At 40.7% G+C, this 17,544-nt stretch carries 21 protein-coding genes; 2 read left to right on the forward strand and 19 right to left on the reverse strand.

Annotated elements, in window-relative coordinates; genetic code table 11:
• Positions 1-46: 46 nt before the first annotated feature.
• Positions 47-859 (reverse strand): uroporphyrinogen-III synthase, encoded by an 813-nt coding sequence (locus CE058_RS06575; RefSeq protein ID WP_163141369.1) that lies wholly within the window; start codon positions 857-859, stop codon positions 47-49.
• Positions 860-1,038: 179 nt separating this feature from the next.
• Positions 1,039-3,042: a lipoteichoic acid synthase gene (gene ltaS / locus CE058_RS06580; RefSeq protein WP_163141371.1), complete on the reverse strand. Its 2,004-nt coding sequence runs from the start codon at positions 3,040-3,042 to the stop codon at positions 1,039-1,041.
• A 415-nt stretch (positions 3,043-3,457) separates the two neighbouring features.
• Between ltaS and CE058_RS06585 the strand changes: the two genes are divergently transcribed.
• Positions 3,458-4,744 carry a serine hydrolase domain-containing protein gene (locus CE058_RS06585; RefSeq protein WP_163141374.1) on the forward strand — a complete coding sequence of 429 codons (1,287 nt, stop codon included), beginning with the start codon at positions 3,458-3,460 and terminating at the stop codon, positions 4,742-4,744.
• A 40-nt stretch (positions 4,745-4,784) separates the two neighbouring features.
• Here CE058_RS06585 and CE058_RS06590 read toward each other — a convergent pair whose 3' ends face one another.
• The 17 genes from CE058_RS06590 to CE058_RS06670 form a co-directional block, all read right to left on the reverse strand.
• Entirely contained in the window at positions 4,785-5,459 is a 675-nt protein-coding gene (locus CE058_RS06590; protein ID WP_163141377.1) for a lysozyme family protein, read from the reverse strand.
• A gap of 139 nt (positions 5,460-5,598) precedes the next feature.
• Entirely contained in the window at positions 5,599-6,492 is an 894-nt protein-coding gene (locus tag CE058_RS06595; protein ID WP_163141380.1) for an NAD(P)-dependent oxidoreductase, read from the reverse strand.
• On the reverse strand, positions 6,489-7,250 hold the full coding sequence (locus CE058_RS06600; protein WP_163141383.1) for a hydroxypyruvate isomerase family protein: 762 nt from the start codon (positions 7,248-7,250) through the stop codon (positions 6,489-6,491). The genes CE058_RS06595 and CE058_RS06600 overlap by 4 nt, the downstream gene beginning before the upstream one ends.
• Positions 7,247-8,122 (reverse strand): MBL fold metallo-hydrolase, encoded by an 876-nt coding sequence (locus tag CE058_RS06605; RefSeq protein ID WP_163141386.1) that lies wholly within the window; start codon positions 8,120-8,122, stop codon positions 7,247-7,249. Before CE058_RS06605 ends, CE058_RS06600 begins: the two co-directional genes overlap by 4 nt.
• Positions 8,110-8,376, reverse strand: a complete 267-nt coding sequence (locus CE058_RS06610) for a vWA domain-containing protein (RefSeq protein WP_163141389.1) — start codon at positions 8,374-8,376, stop codon at positions 8,110-8,112. Before CE058_RS06610 ends, CE058_RS06605 begins: the two co-directional genes overlap by 13 nt.
• Positions 8,377-8,448: 72 nt before the next feature.
• On the reverse strand, positions 8,449-8,676 hold the full coding sequence (locus CE058_RS06615; RefSeq protein WP_163141393.1) for a hypothetical protein: 228 nt from the start codon (positions 8,674-8,676) through the stop codon (positions 8,449-8,451).
• Positions 8,673-8,891 (reverse strand): hypothetical protein, encoded by a 219-nt coding sequence (locus CE058_RS06620; RefSeq protein WP_163141395.1) that lies wholly within the window; start codon positions 8,889-8,891, stop codon positions 8,673-8,675. The genes CE058_RS06615 and CE058_RS06620 overlap by 4 nt, the downstream gene beginning before the upstream one ends.
• 118 nt (positions 8,892-9,009) lie before the next feature.
• Positions 9,010-9,483 carry a RidA family protein gene (locus CE058_RS06625; protein WP_163141399.1) on the reverse strand — a complete coding sequence of 158 codons (474 nt, stop codon included), beginning with the start codon at positions 9,481-9,483 and terminating at the stop codon, positions 9,010-9,012.
• Between the two features lie 295 nt (positions 9,484-9,778).
• Positions 9,779-10,129, reverse strand: coding sequence for a 2Fe-2S iron-sulfur cluster-binding protein (locus CE058_RS06630; protein WP_048008842.1), 351 nt, complete (start codon positions 10,127-10,129; stop codon positions 9,779-9,781).
• A 345-nt stretch (positions 10,130-10,474) separates the two neighbouring features.
• The gene (locus CE058_RS06635; RefSeq protein ID WP_163141402.1) at positions 10,475-11,161 is read right to left on the reverse strand and encodes a GntR family transcriptional regulator; all 687 of its coding nucleotides are present in this window, start codon (positions 11,159-11,161) and stop codon (positions 10,475-10,477) included.
• Positions 11,162-11,176: 15 nt separating this feature from the next.
• A complete protein-coding gene (locus CE058_RS06640; protein WP_061791679.1) occupies positions 11,177-11,707 on the reverse strand; it encodes a chromate transporter in 531 nt (176 codons plus the stop codon).
• Complete coding sequence (locus CE058_RS06645; protein ID WP_163141405.1) at positions 11,704-12,300, reverse strand: chromate transporter; 597 nt, start codon at positions 12,298-12,300, stop codon at positions 11,704-11,706. The genes CE058_RS06640 and CE058_RS06645 overlap by 4 nt, the downstream gene beginning before the upstream one ends.
• A gap of 83 nt (positions 12,301-12,383) precedes the next feature.
• Positions 12,384-12,863 (reverse strand): GlcG/HbpS family heme-binding protein, encoded by a 480-nt coding sequence (locus tag CE058_RS06650; RefSeq protein WP_163141408.1) that lies wholly within the window; start codon positions 12,861-12,863, stop codon positions 12,384-12,386.
• A gap of 19 nt (positions 12,864-12,882) precedes the next feature.
• Positions 12,883-14,346 carry an aldehyde dehydrogenase family protein gene (locus tag CE058_RS06655; protein ID WP_163141411.1) on the reverse strand — a complete coding sequence of 488 codons (1,464 nt, stop codon included), beginning with the start codon at positions 14,344-14,346 and terminating at the stop codon, positions 12,883-12,885.
• Positions 14,347-14,468: 122 nt separating this feature from the next.
• A complete protein-coding gene (locus CE058_RS06660) occupies positions 14,469-15,200 on the reverse strand; it encodes an iron-containing redox enzyme family protein (protein ID WP_019382771.1) in 732 nt (243 codons plus the stop codon).
• A gap of 224 nt (positions 15,201-15,424) precedes the next feature.
• On the reverse strand, positions 15,425-16,195 hold the full coding sequence (locus CE058_RS06665; RefSeq protein ID WP_163141414.1) for a creatininase family protein: 771 nt from the start codon (positions 16,193-16,195) through the stop codon (positions 15,425-15,427).
• Between the two features lie 62 nt (positions 16,196-16,257).
• Positions 16,258-16,590, reverse strand: a complete 333-nt coding sequence (locus CE058_RS06670) for a 2Fe-2S iron-sulfur cluster-binding protein (RefSeq protein ID WP_163141417.1) — start codon at positions 16,588-16,590, stop codon at positions 16,258-16,260.
• 496 nt (positions 16,591-17,086) lie between these two features.
• Here CE058_RS06670 and CE058_RS06675 point away from each other — a divergent pair, with 496 nt between their 5' ends.
• The gene (locus CE058_RS06675) at positions 17,087-17,422 is read left to right on the forward strand and encodes a hypothetical protein (protein ID WP_163141420.1); all 336 of its coding nucleotides are present in this window, start codon (positions 17,087-17,089) and stop codon (positions 17,420-17,422) included.
• The last annotated feature ends 122 nt before the right edge of the window (positions 17,423-17,544 follow it).

Genomic DNA, 17,544 nt, shown 5'->3' on the forward strand with positions numbered 1-17,544 from the left:
TGATAAATTTTGCAATGCTGCACATTTATGAATACAAACTTTATTCCTAAAAATCTTCTTCCGTATAGAAACGGGCTAATTCAATTACCGCACTGCCTATCCTTTCAACTTCGGGGAAAATGACTCTAATAATCCCTTCTTCATATAAAGCTTGAGCAGTTACTTTTCCAACAGATAACGCAACAGTTTTTTCCGAAAAACAGGTTTTCAATTGTTCTTCTGTATTCTTTTGGCGGGCGAAGCTGAATAAATTCCTCACTTGTGGAGTGCTTGTGAAAAATACGGAATCGAGCTTTCCGTCAAGGATCTCTGAAAGCAGCAGACTCATCACTTTTCCCTCCGGAGGAATATGGGCATATGGAAGAATTTCTTCATAGTCGGCCTGGTTATCTTCGAGCCATTGTTTTAGGAGTGGTGCGGGGTCGCCGTGAAGCTGCAGAGCTACTTTCATGCCTTTTAGGGAATATGCTGAGAGCTCTCGAAGTAATCCTGCCATGCTGCCGTCATCATCCCGAACTGCAGGTATGATATTAAGTTTTTTCAGCATATTGGCGGTTTTGTATCCCCTTGCAGCAATATTTGCTTTTTGCAGGCTGCTGATCAGGGCATCACTCTTATTCATCTCAAGAGCAGTTTGATAAATGGTTTCAACACCGATTCCAGTCGTAAAAATAATCCAATCGAAGCTGCACTCAGTCAGCATTTCTACATGGTCCTGGAGTTTTTCATCTTTCAGCAGTGATGTTCCCTGAGCGGGCCTGCTGACAGCAACCCCTCCCTGATTCTCCACCAATTTACTGATATCTTCTATTTTCCGTGAACCTAAAAGTGCAACTTTTTTGCCGGCAAGCTTTTTCATTTTTACTCCCCCTCGGTATGTACATCTATATGTATCATTATAAAATATGCATTACATTAAAACAGTGGTTATGCACTTTAATTAAAGTATATTTTAATTTTGTCCATAAGTTTTGTTTTTTGAATTAAAAGAAATGCGTAAAAAAACTGCCTGCAGGATCTCCCGCAGGCAATTTTAATTTATTTATCAGCTGGTTCAGCTTCAGACGTTTCTTCGGTTTCATCGTTCTTTTTGATTACCCCATTGTTTTCTGCTTTGTAATCGTATTTTGAACGATCAACCGGTTCGAAGTTTTCCGGTTGGTAGAAGCGGAGAAGATCTCCGTTTACCACTTTATCAGATAGTGCCAATTTCTGCTCAGCACTTTCCTGGAGTTTTTTCGCTTCTTCAAAACGGCTTTCATCCAGCAGTTCACCCGTTGTTGAGTCATAGTACTTTCCGTCAACAGATGAAATGGTTGGGCTCATGAAGTCTCCGTTACGGAACGGCACAAGGTCATCATGATTTTCTGATAATAAGTCTGTACCGAATTGGAGATACTGTTTAGTATCAATCCCAAGCAAGTGCATCAATGTTGGCATCAGGTCGATCTGACCGCCAAATTCATGATTTACTCCGCCTTCCATGCCAGGTACACGGATGAATAGAGGAACACGCTGCAGACCGGCACTATCGAACGGTGTAATTTCCTTGCCAAGCACTTTTTCCATTGCTTTATTATGATTTTTGGAAATTCCATAATGGTCACCATACATGACAATTACTGAGTTTTCATACAGGCCGGAAGCCTTCAGCTGTTCAAAGAACTGTTTAAGCGCTTCGTCAGCATAACGGGCTGTCTGGAAGTAATTATCAACTGATTTGTCCCCTGTAGTATGGGGCTCAATTGTCGCCATCTCCTGATCCATATGATACGGATAGTGATGGGACACTGTAATGAATTTAGAATAGAACGGCTGCTTCAGCGATTCCAGGTACGGCATGGATTGTTCAAAGAACGGCTTATCCATTAGACCGTAGTCAGCCATGTTTTCAGGTTTTAAATCATAATAATCTGCATCAAAAAAGTTATCATATCCAAATGATTTATAAATTTCGTTACGGTTCCAGAAACTTCCGGAGTTGCCGTGGAAGACCGCAGAAGTATATCCTTTATCCTTCAGAATTGCCGGCGCTGCATTGTACGTATTCATGCCTTTTGTTGTAAAGGCAGAACCCTGAGGGAGCCCATATAGGGAGTTCTCAAGGATAAACTCAGCATCAGCTGTTTTCCCTTGTGCAGTCTGATGGAAGAAGTTATCAAAATACGTTGTATTTTCCTCTTCTATCAGCGAATTCAGGAATGGTGTTACTTCTTCACCATGCAATTCATAGTTCATTAAAAATGTCTGAATGGACTCAAGGTGAAGGTAGATCACATTCATGCCCTCGGCTTTTCCAAAATATTTCGGATTCGGCTCAGCATAATTCGATTTTGTAAAGTTAATGACTTCAGTTGTATCACTGCTATCCGCCATAACTCTTTGTGCGGATGCCTTCGTGCTTTGCACTGCATCATAGATTGTATAATTGTACATGCCCAGATATTTAACAATATAGTTACGGTCAAAACCTCTTGTCAAAAGCTCAGGGCGGTCTGTTTCAGCCAGGCCCAGATTTGCAAAGGAAATGGCAAGCGACGCATAGATTAGGGCTGCTGATCTGCGGCGCGTCAAATCCTTTGTTTCAATTTTAACGGCTTTAAAAATAAGCAAGCCGGCAAGCACGATGAAATCAAGGAAGAAAAAGATATCAGTTGGCTTTAATAGTGAGCTGATGCTTCCGCTGACATCACCGAAATTTTGTGTCTGCGTCAATGTCGGCAGTGTAATAAAGTCATTAAAGAAACGGTAGTACACTGCATTTGCAAACAGCAGGAACGACAGGAAGAAGTACATAACCATCAAAGCGATATATTTTCTTCTGCCTTTAAAAAAGAATGCAATCCCTAAAAACAGCAATGCAGACCCAAGCGGGTTAATGAATAAAAGGAACTGCTGCAAGGCACTTTCAATGCCTAAATTAAATTGTGTCATTTGAGTAATATACGTTTTCATCCAGAGCAGAAATACTGCTAAAAAGAAAAAGCCTATATATTTATTCAATATATCCTGACTTTTATGAAGTAAAGTATTCAAAATCATACACCTGCCTTCTAGCACATTATTGTAACATACTTCGCTAGTAATTTAAAAATTTAATGTTGGCAATCAGCCTAATTATTAGTTTACCTGAAACATATTAATAATCTATGAACAGGCAAAAAGCACTGCACAAGAATATAACTATACTCGCATTTAATAAAATGTCAAGCATGTCCAGATAAACCGCTCTTTAACTGCCGATAAAAACAGGGTGAGAACCCTATTCACAGTCTAAGCTGATTTTAAGACATTTATAAATGCTGCACGTCTATATAGACGAATGAAATACAATTTGGTTTCACTTTTTATATAAAAACTTATGAATCTATAATTTTCCAGGGAAGGAGAAAAATCAGACAACAGCCAATATATATGAAGAATGGTAAACAATTATACATAAAGGCGGAATATTTTCATGGACAAGAAACAGCAAATTAATGAGTATATGAACATCCTTGCCGAGGGCAATTATTTTAATGGATCTGTACTTGCAGCACATAAAGGAGAAGTCATTCTGAATAAAGGATATGGACTATCAAGCTATCAATATACCATTGAAAACACGTCAGACACCATGTTCCGAATCGCTTCTTTAACAAAGTCATTTACCGCCGCGGCTGTCCTGTTGCTCCACCAGCAAAGAAGACTGAATCTTTCGGATAAAATTAATGACTATATTAACAATTTCCATTCTGAAAACGGTGTGACCATCCACCATTTATTATGCCATTCTTCGGGTGTGGCTGATTTCACTTTCTCTTCTGAATACTGGGAGAAATATATGCGCCTTCCTTCCAGTCTGGAACAATCCGTCAATTGGATTAAAAGCAGACCGCTGCAATTTAAGCCCGGTACAGACATGCAATACAGCAATGCAGGATATCTGCTCCTGACTGCTTTAATTGAAAACGTTTCAGGTTTACCCTATGAACAATTCCTCCTGGAGAATATTTTTAAACCACTTCAACTAAAAAATACAGGCATTGATCATGGCCGCAAGATTGTGAAGGACTTGGCCAGCGGTCATTCGGTCTGGGAAGAGGTAATTAACGCAGAATTTGTAGATATGAGCATTCCACAGGGAGCATATGGGATGTACAGCACTGCTGAGGATTTATACAAGTGGACAGAAGCATTGCGGAATGGTGTACTGCTAAACAAAAACATGACCTCAAAAATGTTCACAGCCAACCATTGGGGATATGGCTATGGCTGGTTTATTAGCGGCAATTCGGAGACAGCCAGACACTCTGGGGACATTAATGGCTTTACAAATGAACTGTTGATGAACTTTAAAGAGGATCTTACCATTATCGTGTTGAGTAATGTTAATATCACTCCAGCGGACAAAATCTGTGAGGATATATCCAAAACCATCTTAAATAAGGAAGTTCGCATGCCGGAAAGGTTTTCACCTGTAAGAGAGCCTATTCCATGGAGAAATCTTATAGGTGAATACAAATCCAATGAATTATATTCATCAGTCCATTGGGAAAACAATAAATTGTTTGTGACCATGCCAAAGAAATATGGGGCACTATATAAATATCAAATAAAACCTTTTACATTTGCAGAAGGCAAAGCTATTCTCAAATCAGAATTTGTGTATGAGGTTTTTGCATTTGATTTGAAAGGTCACATTCTAGAGTTTGTGGATGTATATGGAAAAACGCATATTCTTAAAAAACAAGCCGCACTATAAGGTGCGCTTTTAGTTTACAATAATATTATTATGTTTGGTTTTACCAAACTGATTTATATTCACCTTTTTTTCCTGTGCCGCTTGCTGTGAGAATCTCGATATTCTTTGTTACCTTAGTGGTGTATGTGAAATCGCCATAACAGTATGGATAGCGGAAATTATTCTTATCGCCTCCGCAATCATAAACCTCCGGATTCTTTTCAGCCTGCTTGAGAGAGAATTGCTTAGCAATTTCTTCACTGTGTTTCCCCCCCTGTTCAGCGACAAAGTCAATATATCCGATTCCCATATTATAAGCCTGGATAACGGCAGGGAAGTCTACATTTTTTTGACAGCCATAATTTAATGCTTTCTGAAAGTGTTTTACTCCCTGTTTAATGCTCTGTTCGGGATCCTGAATTGAATTTGGGGGCAATCCTGCTGATTCAGAAGCCTGCATCGGGTCCCCGCCCTTCCCTTTGCTTTCCTGCTGCATGATTGCGGCCAGAACAAGTGTGTATTCTTCGAGATTGACCTCTTTCAATTCCTTTTCAAGTAAAGGCGTGTAATTCTGGACGTTTTTAGATACCAAATTTGGCATCAAAGAAACTGCAGTTTCTTTTATATTAATCTGCTTGAATTGGTCAAATAAGACGAAAATCAAAACCATAAAAAATAACAGTAAGGCTATATTTGAACTGCGTTTTGTACGCTTTTTGCTTTTTCTGCGCTTCATTGCTGCACTCCCGGTTTCTCTATTATTTTTTCAGATTACTATTATAGCAGAAAATAATGATATTTTAATAAAAAAACTCCTTACGTGAATTTGCAGGAAAATGATAAAAAAAAAGCGGACGCATTTCTGCACCCGCTCATTAATCTTTCTGCTTCACAACAGTGCCCGTCTCTTCCTCGAGAATCTTTATCACTGCCGACATATCCTGCTCGCTTAGTTCTTTCTCTGCTGCTGTTTGGAATGCTTTTTCTGCCATCCGCCCGGTAAATTGAGTAAGGCCGGCTTCCTGCAAAAGCTGGTTGGCAAGCAGGACGTCTTTATATACATACTTGACTGCCCCGCCTGGTGTGAAATGGCGGGGTAATACGTATTGTTCCATATGCCTGCGTAGGATCTTGCTGTCGCCATAGCTTGTTTTCAGGACTTTTAATAGCTGTTCAGAATCCAGTCCATATGCAGCTCCGGTTACCATTGCCTCTGAGGCAGCCAGCGAGTGGACAGCAACAAGGTACTGATTAATCAGCTTGGCAATGCTGCCAGACCCTGAAGGTCCCATATATTCTATAGTGTCACCCAGCACATTAAGTACCGGCTTAACTTTCTGAAAGGCCATTTCCCCGCCGCCAGCCATGATCGTTAAAGTGCCGCTTTCGGCCCCTTCAGGTCCGCCGCTGACAGGACAGTCAAGATAACTGATTTCTTTTGCACCTGCCATCCCATTGATGATTTTACTCGTATCGGCCCCTACTGAAGTAAAGTCAACGCATATCGTTCCGGGCTTGGCATTGTCAATGATTCCTTCTTTACTCATATAAACGGTCATAACATCCTGAGGCATCGAAAGACACGTGCATATAATTTCACATTGATTGGAAAGCTCACTTACTGTCTCTTCATAAATCGCTCCATTTTTAATAAGCGGCTGCACTTTTTGGAATGTCCGGTTATGTACTGCCACTTGAAAACCATGGCCTAATAGCCGCTGGGCCATTCTGGAGCCCATCACGCCTGTTCCTATAAATCCGATCTTCATGAGGTCACCTCCTTCAGCCTAGCAAAGCTCTCAGCGCTTCTGCCTTGCGGATTATATTCAAGACCAATACTGCCTTTATAGTGTTTCTGCAAATATAGGAGGATCTCTTTATAGTTCATTTCCCCCGTCCCCGGCTCATGTCTGCCCGGAGAGTCTGCAATCTGTACATGTGAAACCAGCTCAGCATACTTTTGAAAAAAAGAAAGAGCCTGGCCATGTATTCTTTCAATATGGTAAAAGTCGAATTGAAGCTTCACATTCGGCAAACCGACACTATTGATTATCTCTTCAGCCTGCTGGATATCGTTTAAGAAATAGCCAGGCATGTCGATTGGATTGATTGGTTCAATTAATAAGTTAATTCCGTGTTCAGACATAGCAGTGCCCGCAAAAGAGAGATTTTCAATAAAAATATTCTGATTATTACTCGGGTGTACCCCCGCCATGCAATGAATCTGATTTACCCCAAGTCCTTTCGCATAACGGATCCCGATTTCAACTGATTCTCTGAATTCTTCTCTGCGATTGGGGTCTGCAGCAAGGCCCCTGTCCCCTTCTTCCCAATGACCTGGAGGCAGGTTTATTAAAACCAATGATAAATCATTGTCCTCAAGCTCATTTCTGATTTCTTCTATTGTATTAGAATATGGAAATTGGCATTCTACAAGATCAAAACCAGCTTCGCGGGCTTTTTTGAATCGGTCCAAAAAAGGGACTTCTGTAAAAACGGTTGATAGATTAACAGAAAAATTGTTCATGGCAGCCTCCTGGAAGGTCCTTTCAGTTCATAGCCATTTGCAAAGAACTGTATCGTTTCTAACTCATTCTCATTCAGTTCACGATTGACATAGGATTGATAGGCATTCTTCATTTCTTCAATCTGTCCTTCGTATTTTTCGCTTAGGTGGGCTGCTTTCCTGAGCATGGCCGCTTCCTCCTGGTATTCTGCCTTTGAGATTGCAGTGCCGTGGGATAAAATATATGCATCTGCATCAAATTGATCTATTGCATCTAATAACTGAAGCATGGGGTCTTCCATGTAATTCCATTTACTTGCGTAAAGATTCGCGTAAATCGCATCACCCAAAAATAATATTTTTTCTTCTTTTATATATACCACTACGGAATCTGGAGAATGGTCCCCACCGACTTGCTGCAGTTGGCAAGTCACACCGCCGAGATCAATTTCAAGCTTATTCTCGAAAGTGATATCTGGAAGTTTAATTTTAATACTCCGGTCATTACCATATTCTTTCTTTATGGCGCTCGCGCAAAATTCTATTTCGACTCCGTTTTCCACACGTTCATCTAATGCTTCATCTGTCCATAAATATGGGATTAGTTTTTCCATTTCAGCTTTGGTCAGTCGGGAAGCAATAGATGGGATGTTCAGTCGAGACAAACCGAAAATATGATCCCAGTGCCAATGAGTCAACACCACCATCCTTGGTGAAAGTATTTGATGTTTCTCCAGCTCGCTTAAAAATAGTTGAGCATGAGCTTCCGAATTTCCTGCATCAATCATCAAAGTCATTCGATCCCCGACCACAGCCCCTAAAATGGGACGGTCTGTTTCTGAAACAGGAGTAAGATACCAAAATCTGCGCTTTAGTTTTTCTAATGTTTGCATAAAATCCTCCCTTTGATTCTGTTATACTTTAATTCGGTAAAAGTAAAGAGAATCCTTTTAAACTGATTTAATGAGTTTGTGAATGCAGCAGGGTCATAAGCTGAAAGCGGATAAACTTCTTCAACCTTTCTGCAGGACTTTTCTTTATCTTTTTCCTGACCTGTGCCCACATGTCCATAAACACTGAGTGAGACATTAGCTTTTTGCGGCAAACTCTCAACAAATTGCTGAATTGCCTCTTTGGCTAAATCCATTCTTGTCCGCCCGTTCTCGAGGCACCCATGCTGCCGCTGGAATCGAGCAATATAGCCACATTATAATTTTGTTTAAACCTGCAGATCTTCCACCCCGGCATTTGGATCTGCAAACTTCATTGCTTCCCATTGATCAATTGGCACATTAGGCAAACTAAGATTTTCTTTAAACAGCGCAAATATCTCCTGTTCCATTGCCTCTATTTCTTCCTCAGACGAATCCTTAATAATTTCAGGAAGCTCATTATGCTTATTTTTTGCTTCTTCTGAAAACTCTTTTCCTGCAAATTCTCCTGTCATGTCATATTCAGCAGATTCTTTGAAAGACTTGGGAACAGGAGGAAATTTTTTACAGTTTGCTCTGAATCTTCTTCCTCAGCCCCTTCCACATTTTCAGCTGATTTCTTTTGATCATACTCCTTTTTATCGTCCTTATTCTCTTCAGCTGAACTGCATGCAATAAGAAAAACTGCAGAAAGAATAATGGTTACGATTAGCAGTAATGCTCTTTTCATAGTACCCTCCTTCTTATCTTCAATATCCTCAATCATTTTACCATGACAGTGAATCTATGAAATTAGTTTTTTAAGTCACAAAAAAACTGCTCTAAATTGAGCAGCCCTTGTTCGGAATTTATTCTATTTCAACAATCATTTCAATTTCTACAGGAGCCCCGCCTGGCAGTGAAGCCAATCCCACTGCTTTACGTGAGTGTCCATTTTCTTTGCCGAAAATATCATGCAGCAGTTCTGATGCTGCATTTATGACGATCGGATGATATTTAAAGTCACTTGTTGAGGCAACATATCCATCCATTTTGATGATTCTTTTCACTTTATTTAAATCTCCAATTATTCCTTTAAGGGCTGCCAGCAAATTCAGCGTACAAATTCGTGCCGCATCCTTTGCTTCTTCGATCGAAATGCCTGCCCCGACAATTCCGGTATACTTTTGAAGACCATTGACTCTGGGTGTTTGCCCGGATAAATAGACAATTTTTCCTGAGATAACGCCCGGTTCAAAAGGCATTCGGATATCAGTCAATTCAGGGAGCTGTATTTTCAGCTCTTCCAGTCTTTCTTCAATTCCCTTTTTTACCCCTTCCATCGCTATGCCTCCTGGGAAACACTTTGTTTTAATGAAGAATAAAGTTGTTTAGTGAATTTAAATGAGCGGTGAGTATAATACACTTTGGCGAAAGCTTGATTTTCACAAAGTGAGCATTTAATTTCATAAGGAGCTTTTCGAATATGAGGTGTTTTTAATAATTGCATGGCTTCTTTTAAATGAGTGCTGCAAACCCACATAATTTCACCTTCTTCTATAATTATTGGAAATTTTTTTGCATTCTGTAACGTGCAGAAGCTAAGTTCCTTCATTACAGAATGCAGTCTTCGGAATCTCATTTTCCTGTAGAGACGGCTTGCTTTAATTTATCCGGCTTTCTCTTTTTAACCTGATCTGTTACTTTATCATCCCAAGAAATGGTAACATCCCCTTTTGTTACAAAAGTCTGGCATCCTAAACGGTAGCCTTTTTCCAGCCACTCTTCTCCAAGCTTTCTTCTTTCCTGGATTTTCACATTGTCCAGATATTCGGACCCTTCTTCCGTTTTAAAAACACATGTGCCGCAAATTCCGCCGCCGCAGCGATTTGGAAGATCACCATCATAGCGGAGCGACATTCTTAATATATTAGAATCCTCAGGCACTTCCAGAGTTTTGTTGCTGTTGACAAAATGGATGTTTGGCATGAATGAATTCCTCCTTAATTTTAATTTATTTGGATTGGCTCTTCGTCCTTGGTATACAATATACCATATAAATAATATTCAGACAATACTAAACTTTTAAATATTTAAATAGGATATTGTTTCTGCATTCCGAAGGTTAGTCATGTCTCAATCTCTTTCAAAGAAGCCGCCCATTCGGATACTATTCCTCCTATTTCACCTATCTCTATCCGAAGATGCTCCATCTTCAGACTCTATTCTCCTAATTCTCCTATCTCTTTCCGAAGATACCCCGGACCCATTCCCCTATTTTTCTTCTCTCTCTGTCTGAATGGTCCTCTTTTGAATAATGTACTAGTCGGCTGCTTAATTTTTAATAGTGCCTCTTTTTTTAATACGGCTCATGTATGCCATATAGGCCTTCTTTGAATTTTCAATATGAATTCTCATCAGGTATTCCGCTATTTCGGCATCTTTATCGCGAAGTGCTTTCATAATATCGATATGTTCTTTTAATGAGTCCTTTCTTCTCCCAGGTGTTTCATATCCCATATTGGCAGCCATGTGAATGAAATCGATCAAACCTGATAGGATTTCATATAGCTTTGGGCTTTTGGATGCCTTATTAATCAGCCTGTTCATCTGGATATGTTTGGAATTGAAGTTTTCTTCATCCTGTTCACTTAGCTCTATTAGTTCCTTAATCTTGAGATCGAGTTCTTGTTGTGTACCTGTATCCATTCTTTGTGCTGCCAGTTTTACTGCCAGCACTTCCAGTGAAGCGAGAATCGTAAATACCTCCAATACTTCATCCTCTGAGATATTGGAGATAACCACCCCTTTTCTGGGAACTGTTTTCACGAAGCCCTGGGATTCCAGCCTGAACAACGCCTCCCTAATCGGTGTACGGCTGATGTTTAGTTTGGCTGCAAGTTCTCTTTCTACCAGTCTGTCCCCTGCCTGGTATTCTCCTTCTAAAATAAGTTTTTTCAGATACAAATACGCATGTTCGCGTATAGATATTAAGTTATTTTCCCCCCATATTTTTTCCATTGTTTCACCGCCTGTTTAAGATAAAAAGATCCCTCCATAAAATAAAGCTCCGAATATAACAAGAGAAGGATGAACCTTGAATTTGATTAATGTTAAATAGCTGACGGCTGCAAGAAGTATAAGGTGCAGCATTCCACTTTTTTCGAAGGCTGACATAAAGAACTGATAGGCCATGACAGCCAGAAGGACCGCTATGACCGGCTGTACGGATTTGGTCATTAATTTCACTTTAGGAGAATCTTTAAATAAATTCACAAACTTAAACAGCACAATCACTGCCAAAGCGGATGGCAGGATGGTTGCGGCTAAAGCCACCGCCGCACCCAATACTCCGCCTAGTTCATAACCGATAAATCCGGCCATTTTGGTTGCTATGGGACCCGGCAGCGCATTGGCTATGGCAAGAACATCCCCAAATTCAGAGAGTGTCATCCAGCCATTGTTATTGACTACTTCAATCTGTATGAGGGGAATTGTTGCGGGTCCCCCTCCGTAACCCAATAAATTCGCTATAAAAAATGCCCAAAAAATATCCCAATAGATCATGAACTTTTCTCCCTTACTGGCATGTACTCTTCAGCTGCCTTTTTATTCGCCTGTTCTTTCCTGTGGGCAATATAAAAAGCAGTACTTAAGACAATTGCAATTAAAATACCGGGATGCCATTCCAAAAATTGAACGAAAATTAATGACACTGCGGCCAATATGAGGTTTTTTGGCAATCCTAACCCCAGGCTGCCTTTCTGGTAAAAACGATAGGCCATCTCTGCCAGCATAAAACCGATGACTGGTGTCACTCCCTGCACCATTCCACTGACAATTGGGGACTGGCGGAAAGAGTATAAAACGCCAAGCAAGGCTAGCATGGCAATAATGGAAGGCAGTATATGCGTAAGGATGGCTACAGTAGCACCCAAACTGCCTTTGACTTTATAGCCGATATAGGCAGCCATCTTCGTTGCAATCGGTCCGGGCAAAGTATTGGCTAGAGCCAGAGTCTCTCCGAATTCCTCCTCCGTCATCCACTTATATTTCTTGACTGCTTCAAATTCGATCAGTGGTATTGTCGAGGGACCTCCTCCATACCCTGTCACACCGGTACGTGCAAATCCAACCGCCAATTCAAGATAAGGCTTCATGCGATCCTCCCCTTTTTTAGGTGCTTCTGACTGAAGAAGGACCTCATTCCGCTACTATTAAAAACGAATGAGGTCCCTTTCTATTATTTTTTAATATCTGCTTCGGTTACGACTTCATAGCCGTCTTTTTCCAGGTAAGTTTGAAGGGCTTTTAGTGCAGCAGTCCCAACAGCGGTATCCTGCTCGCCGTTTCCTCCGCTGATGCCGATTCCTCCAACAACCTCACCATTTACCACAATTGGGAACCCTCCGACAAACACAGCAAATTTGCCATTAAGCATATGCTGAATGCCAAATGCCTCATTGCCAGGCAGGGCAGGCCCGTTCGGTTCTTTATTGAATAGGTGGGTGGAGCGTTTGTGGCCGGCGGCAGTGTATGCCTTAGCAATCGCAATTTCCGGGCCAGTGATTCTTGCTCCATTCATGCGTTCCAGGGCAATGACACTTCCGCCGTCATCGACAATCGCAATTGTCTCAAACACATTGATTTCAGCAGACTTTTCCTTTGCTGCTTCAATCATCAATTTTGCTTCTTCCAGTTCAAGCTTTAAAGCTGTTTTCATCTTTCATTCTCCTTTAGTTTTAATAGCCGATATAAACGGTTTTTACTTGAGTGAAAAACTCCAGGCCAACCCTTCCTGATTCCCGGAAAGTAGCCGTGCTTGATTGCTTTAATCCGCCAAACGGAGCATTGATTAAGTTGCCTGTTGTAGTCCGGTTCACTTTTACCGTGCCTGCCTGGATGTCTTTAGTAAACTGGCTGGCTATTTTTAAGTTATTTGTCACGATGGAAGCAGATAATCCGTAGTCAACGTCATTTGCAACCGCAATGGCTTCTTCATATGTATCTGCCTCGATCACGGCAATAACCGGTCCAAAAATCTCTTCCCTGGCAATACGGTGATTCGGTTTAACATTCGTAAAAATGGCCGGCTGAACAAAATATCCTTTTTCATATTGTGCTTCAGTCAGCTGTTCACCGCCATATACAAGGTCTGCACCGTCTTCTTTTCCAAACTCAATATACTTCAGAACGTTTTTCAGCTGCTTTTCATTTGCCAGCGGACCAATTTTAACTCCTTCTTCAAAGCCGCTGCCAATTTTAAGGGCACTCGTTTTTTCAATCAATTTGTTTACAAATGCTTCCTTTACTTCCTTCATTACAATTACTCTGCTTGTTCCAGTGCAGGCTTGGCCTGTTAAAGAAAACCCGCCATTTACTGTTAATGTTGCCGCCAGATCAAGGTCAGCATCTTCCATAACTAAAAGCGGGTTTTTACCGCCAAGCTCCATTTGGGTACGCGTGGTGAAAGAGCTCTTGCTGTGGATGTCCTCACCGGCAGCTGTTGAACCAGTGAATGTAACAGCCTTGACGGCAGGGTGGGTGACTAATAAATCACCTACATCGGAAGCCCTTCCTGTAACAAAATTTAAGACCCCTTTTGGTATACCTGCCTTATGCAGTGCTTCTACAAGCCGGACAGCAATCAAAGGGGTATCTGATGAAGGTTTAAACACGACTGTGTTTCCAGTAATTAATGCTGGAGCAATTTTTCTCGCCGCAATGGAGATTGGAAAGTTCCATGGCGTTATGACACTTACAACGCCGAGCGGTTCTCTTTCCGTTGAAACTCTCATATTGGGATCATCATTAGGGAAGGTTTCACCAGTGAAGCTTTGTCCCTCAACCGCATAATAACGAAGCGTCTGTGCGGAACGGAGCACTTCATTTTTTGCATCACTGACATGCTTCCCTTCTTCTCTTGTCAGTTCTTCTGCAAATTGGGCGGCATTTTCTTCAAGGTATGCTGCTGCTTTGTTTAAAATGGCTGCACGCTTGGATGGCGCTGCCTTTGCCCAGCCCGGGAATGCTTCTTTCGCGGATTCAATCGCCAGCTTGACATCTGTTTCATTGGATGCCTGAAAAACGCCGACGACATCTTCAGTATTTGCCGGGTTAACACTATAAAACTTCTTTTGGCTCCCGGATTCCTGCCATTCACCATTAATATAATTATGGAAGGTTTCTACTTTTGTTGTAATCAAATGAAATCACCTTACTCTCTGTTTATTTCTCCCTTTACTGTGCCAAATTCTCTGGTTATAGAAAGGGCCGCCACATAGACCTCGGATGACAAGATTTAGTGTGACGGCCTGGATAATAGATATTATTTTGCTTCTACTAAAGAGCCAAGATCCTGTTCAAGATATTCTCTCCATAGGCCATCCATGTACATGCGGCGCATCTTCGCACCTGTGCGAACGACTTCCAGACAGCGCTGCTGCAATTCAGGAGTGTCAGCATGATCTAAAACAATCTTATAGCCGCGTTCTCCATGGATTTCATCGGATACGATATGAAGATCGAAGAATTCGATTTCTTCATCTGTAAATCCGTATTGGGCACGAAGAGCAGGAGTCTGCTTTCGATAAATGTCCGGTACTTGTGACTCTAAGCCGACAACAAGAGCTGCTGTAGCTACAACGAAGTTTTCACGGGCAGCAACTGCATAGCACCAGCTTTGAAGACCTAGTGTAGTCGGTGCCATGTTTTCTGGATTAATTACGCGTTCGCGAGTTGTTCCGCATGCCTCTGCAAAACGAATCAGCAAGTCTGTATGACGGTCGGCCGCAATTTCTTCTTCATACATATTTTGAAGAGTGAAATCTTTTGCTGCTTCGAATTTCGGATCGGTTGGAGTGTTGTGATAGATGTACGCTAAGTAGTCAGCAAAAGGCCCTACATAGTGGTAATGATTTTCAGCCCATCTCGCAAAATGCTTTCTTTCCAGTTTTCCTTCAGCCCAAGCTACAGTGAATGGAGCTTTCTGACTGTGGTTTCCTTTAATGGCTTCCTCTAGTTCTTTGCGAAATTCATCTTTAGATAATAATTCTGGCATGTGTAAACTCCTCCTCGAAATTTATATAGCCTATTGGCATTTGATATTTTGTATACCAAAACTTTTTTTAAAAAAATAATAGGTTGCTAATTTTCAGCCCTATTTAATCTTGTTTTTGGTCTTTGGTATACCTTAATGAAATCATAACCTATTCTTTTTTAATTGTAAACACAATTTTTAGAATTTTTTAAAGATTATTTTTTCTCGGTGCTAGTTTGTTAGAATTAATAAGGAAGTTCTTGTTTCAAATCAAGCAGTTCAGAAAGCTCCTCAGTAAGATGATCCAAAGCTTCCTTTACAATTTGCTCTCCGATTTCCCTGCTCCCTTGCCGGGCATCACCTATACAGCCGTTTCCAGTCATTTCTTCGTAAAAATAAAATCCCTGGACAGCCTTCCCCGGACGGAGCTTTTCCCATCTGCCACCTTGCTTGATTTCTCCTTTTTCTAAAAGGTCCTTTCTGACCAGTTCCGGAGCCAGATACAGAGCTTCAGATACCTCCCTTTCGCAGCTGTGTCCAAATAGAGGGGATTTAACATATTTTCCGATAGATTCCCTGGCAGAGGCAGTAGTCTTTGCATAGTAGACTTCTACTTCTAATTCCTTCGTGATAGTCATTGCTGCGAGATTCAGTGTAGATTGGTTTCCGCCATGGGAATTCAAAAACAGAAACTTCTTGATGCCATGCTGTTTCAGTGAAGAGACCATATCTTTCAGAACAGCAATCAAAGTAGACGGCTGAAGGGTGATGGTTCCGGGAAAATGAATGTGATGCTCGGAAACACCCATATTAACTGTTGGTGTCACAATAGCATAAGGAAACATTCTTTGCCCCAGTTTAAATGCCATTCTTTCCGCGAGCACTGCATCACAGCTTTCCGCCATATGAGGCCCATGCTGCTCATGTGCTCCGACCGGAATTATAGCAAACTCTGCATTTTCTAAGGATTTCTCGACTTCCTTCCATGTCATCTTGGTAAGCTCATAACAATTCATTTTCTTATTACCCCGCTTATTCTTCGGTATTTTGTATACCACTAAATAATAAAAATAAAAAACTATTTTGAAATAGCTGCAGTTATTTTCTTAGGAGGTTTTACAGAGATGTTTTCCTGGGATATTTCAATATCACTTTGGATAGTCATCTGACAAGTTAACCGGTATCCTTCTTTCACTTTATCGCCAAGCATTTTTTCTTCCTTCCAATTTGGCGGCGCGAGATCATCTCCCCCGTCTAAAACAATACAAGTGCATTTTGTGCATCTTCCCATGCCACAGCCATACTTTAATTCCGGAAATTGGCGGATCCCTGCCAGAACAACCAAATTGGCATTATCCTTTACCTCCTTCTCCACAATCTCTCCATCCACATGAAGTTTCACCTTTGGCATATCATTACCCCTTTCAGTTTATTCTAAAAATTTAGATACTTTTTTCAAAGTATACAACCTTTCTGTAAGATTGGCAAACTGGTTTTTTATTTTTTTGCTGGAAATGATCCTGGAGATGGAACACTTGCTGTTTTTTTATACAGTATGAAGGTTTGTAGATGATATAGGAAGGAATAACTCCCATTTTAGGTTGCGCTCGCTTATTATCGGCGTTATTAAGGAGGATTAACTAACTTCTTTGACTTAGCCCGCTTATTCTCGTCCTTAATCGGCCATAGGTTCTGACATTCATACTCTGTTTAGCATAATCAAATAAAACTTTTAACCGAATTATTAAAAAATTTAGAATTTATAATTGATAAATTCAAAACTATAGTATAAAATACATTTAAAGTCTATGGTATACAATGTTCCAAAGAAAGAAAAGGAGGTATGCTGCCTAATTACATATTAATTAATTCTTCGAAAATAACTAAGAATAAAAGGAGTGTTTTAATTGGGTAAATATATTGTATTAACAAATAAAGATACTTTCCAGACTATTCTCGATAACGAGGGCTTAAAGCCGGTTGAGACGTATCATTTCTATTTTTTTGATAAACTGAAGGCAAAGTACACAATTGCAGAAGTTTTGGATGAGAATATGAAAATCCAATTGTTTGAAGAATATGAAGGAAAAGAGTATGTAAATCATATAGGTGTTAAATTTTTTGAACGTTTTGAAACGCTGGAAGCTGCCAGAGAAGAATTGGATGAGATTGTAAAGGCATCCGGAAATAGTGAAGACTCCATTCATTCGAAGCTGGTTAAATCTGATGAAGTAGCAGTATAAAGTGAAACTTCAATCAGTGGGGAGTGCTTTTCTCCCTGCTGATTGTTAGTTGAGGCCCACAGGACAAGGAAGGCTTCGTCATCATGAGCATCGCACGACCAAATGCGACAGCTTTTGGGAGG

Source organism: Bacillus sp. 22-7 (genome assembly GCF_010628845.1).
Lineage (GTDB): Bacteria > Bacillota > Bacilli > Bacillales > Cytobacillaceae > Cytobacillus > Cytobacillus firmus_B.

What these genes read in the sequence shown, in the direction of transcription:
- CE058_RS06575 (WP_163141369.1), bottom strand. Translation starts at nt 859, where the DNA reads ATGAAAAAGCTTGCCGGCAAAAAAGTTGCACTTTTAGGTTCACGGAAA.
- ltaS (WP_163141371.1), bottom strand. Translation starts at nt 3,042, where the DNA reads ATGATTTTGAATACTTTACTTCATAAAAGTCAGGATATATTGAATAAA.
- CE058_RS06585 (WP_163141374.1), top strand. Translation starts at nt 3,458, where the DNA reads ATGGACAAGAAACAGCAAATTAATGAGTATATGAACATCCTTGCCGAG.
- CE058_RS06590 (WP_163141377.1), bottom strand. Translation starts at nt 5,459, where the DNA reads ATGAAGCGCAGAAAAAGCAAAAAGCGTACAAAACGCAGTTCAAATATA.
- CE058_RS06595 (WP_163141380.1), bottom strand. Translation starts at nt 6,492, where the DNA reads ATGAAGATCGGATTTATAGGAACAGGCGTGATGGGCTCCAGAATGGCC.
- CE058_RS06600 (WP_163141383.1), bottom strand. Translation starts at nt 7,250, where the DNA reads ATGAACAATTTTTCTGTTAATCTATCAACCGTTTTTACAGAAGTCCCT.
- CE058_RS06605 (WP_163141386.1), bottom strand. Translation starts at nt 8,122, where the DNA reads ATGCAAACATTAGAAAAACTAAAGCGCAGATTTTGGTATCTTACTCCT.
- CE058_RS06610 (WP_163141389.1), bottom strand. Translation starts at nt 8,376, where the DNA reads ATGGATTTAGCCAAAGAGGCAATTCAGCAATTTGTTGAGAGTTTGCCG.
- CE058_RS06615 (WP_163141393.1), bottom strand. Translation starts at nt 8,676, where the DNA reads ATGACAGGAGAATTTGCAGGAAAAGAGTTTTCAGAAGAAGCAAAAAAT.
- CE058_RS06620 (WP_163141395.1), bottom strand. Translation starts at nt 8,891, where the DNA reads ATGAAAAGAGCATTACTGCTAATCGTAACCATTATTCTTTCTGCAGTT.
- CE058_RS06625 (WP_163141399.1), bottom strand. Translation starts at nt 9,483, where the DNA reads ATGGAAGGGGTAAAAAAGGGAATTGAAGAAAGACTGGAAGAGCTGAAA.
- CE058_RS06630 (WP_048008842.1), bottom strand. Translation starts at nt 10,129, where the DNA reads ATGCCAAACATCCATTTTGTCAACAGCAACAAAACTCTGGAAGTGCCT.
- CE058_RS06635 (WP_163141402.1), bottom strand. Translation starts at nt 11,161, where the DNA reads ATGGAAAAAATATGGGGGGAAAATAACTTAATATCTATACGCGAACAT.
- CE058_RS06640 (WP_061791679.1), bottom strand. Translation starts at nt 11,707, where the DNA reads ATGATCTATTGGGATATTTTTTGGGCATTTTTTATAGCGAATTTATTG.
- CE058_RS06645 (WP_163141405.1), bottom strand. Translation starts at nt 12,300, where the DNA reads ATGAAGCCTTATCTTGAATTGGCGGTTGGATTTGCACGTACCGGTGTG.
- CE058_RS06650 (WP_163141408.1), bottom strand. Translation starts at nt 12,863, where the DNA reads ATGAAAACAGCTTTAAAGCTTGAACTGGAAGAAGCAAAATTGATGATT.
- CE058_RS06660 (WP_019382771.1), bottom strand. Translation starts at nt 15,200, where the DNA reads ATGCCAGAATTATTATCTAAAGATGAATTTCGCAAAGAACTAGAGGAA.
- CE058_RS06665 (WP_163141414.1), bottom strand. Translation starts at nt 16,195, where the DNA reads ATGAATTGTTATGAGCTTACCAAGATGACATGGAAGGAAGTCGAGAAA.
- CE058_RS06670 (WP_163141417.1), bottom strand. Translation starts at nt 16,590, where the DNA reads ATGCCAAAGGTGAAACTTCATGTGGATGGAGAGATTGTGGAGAAGGAG.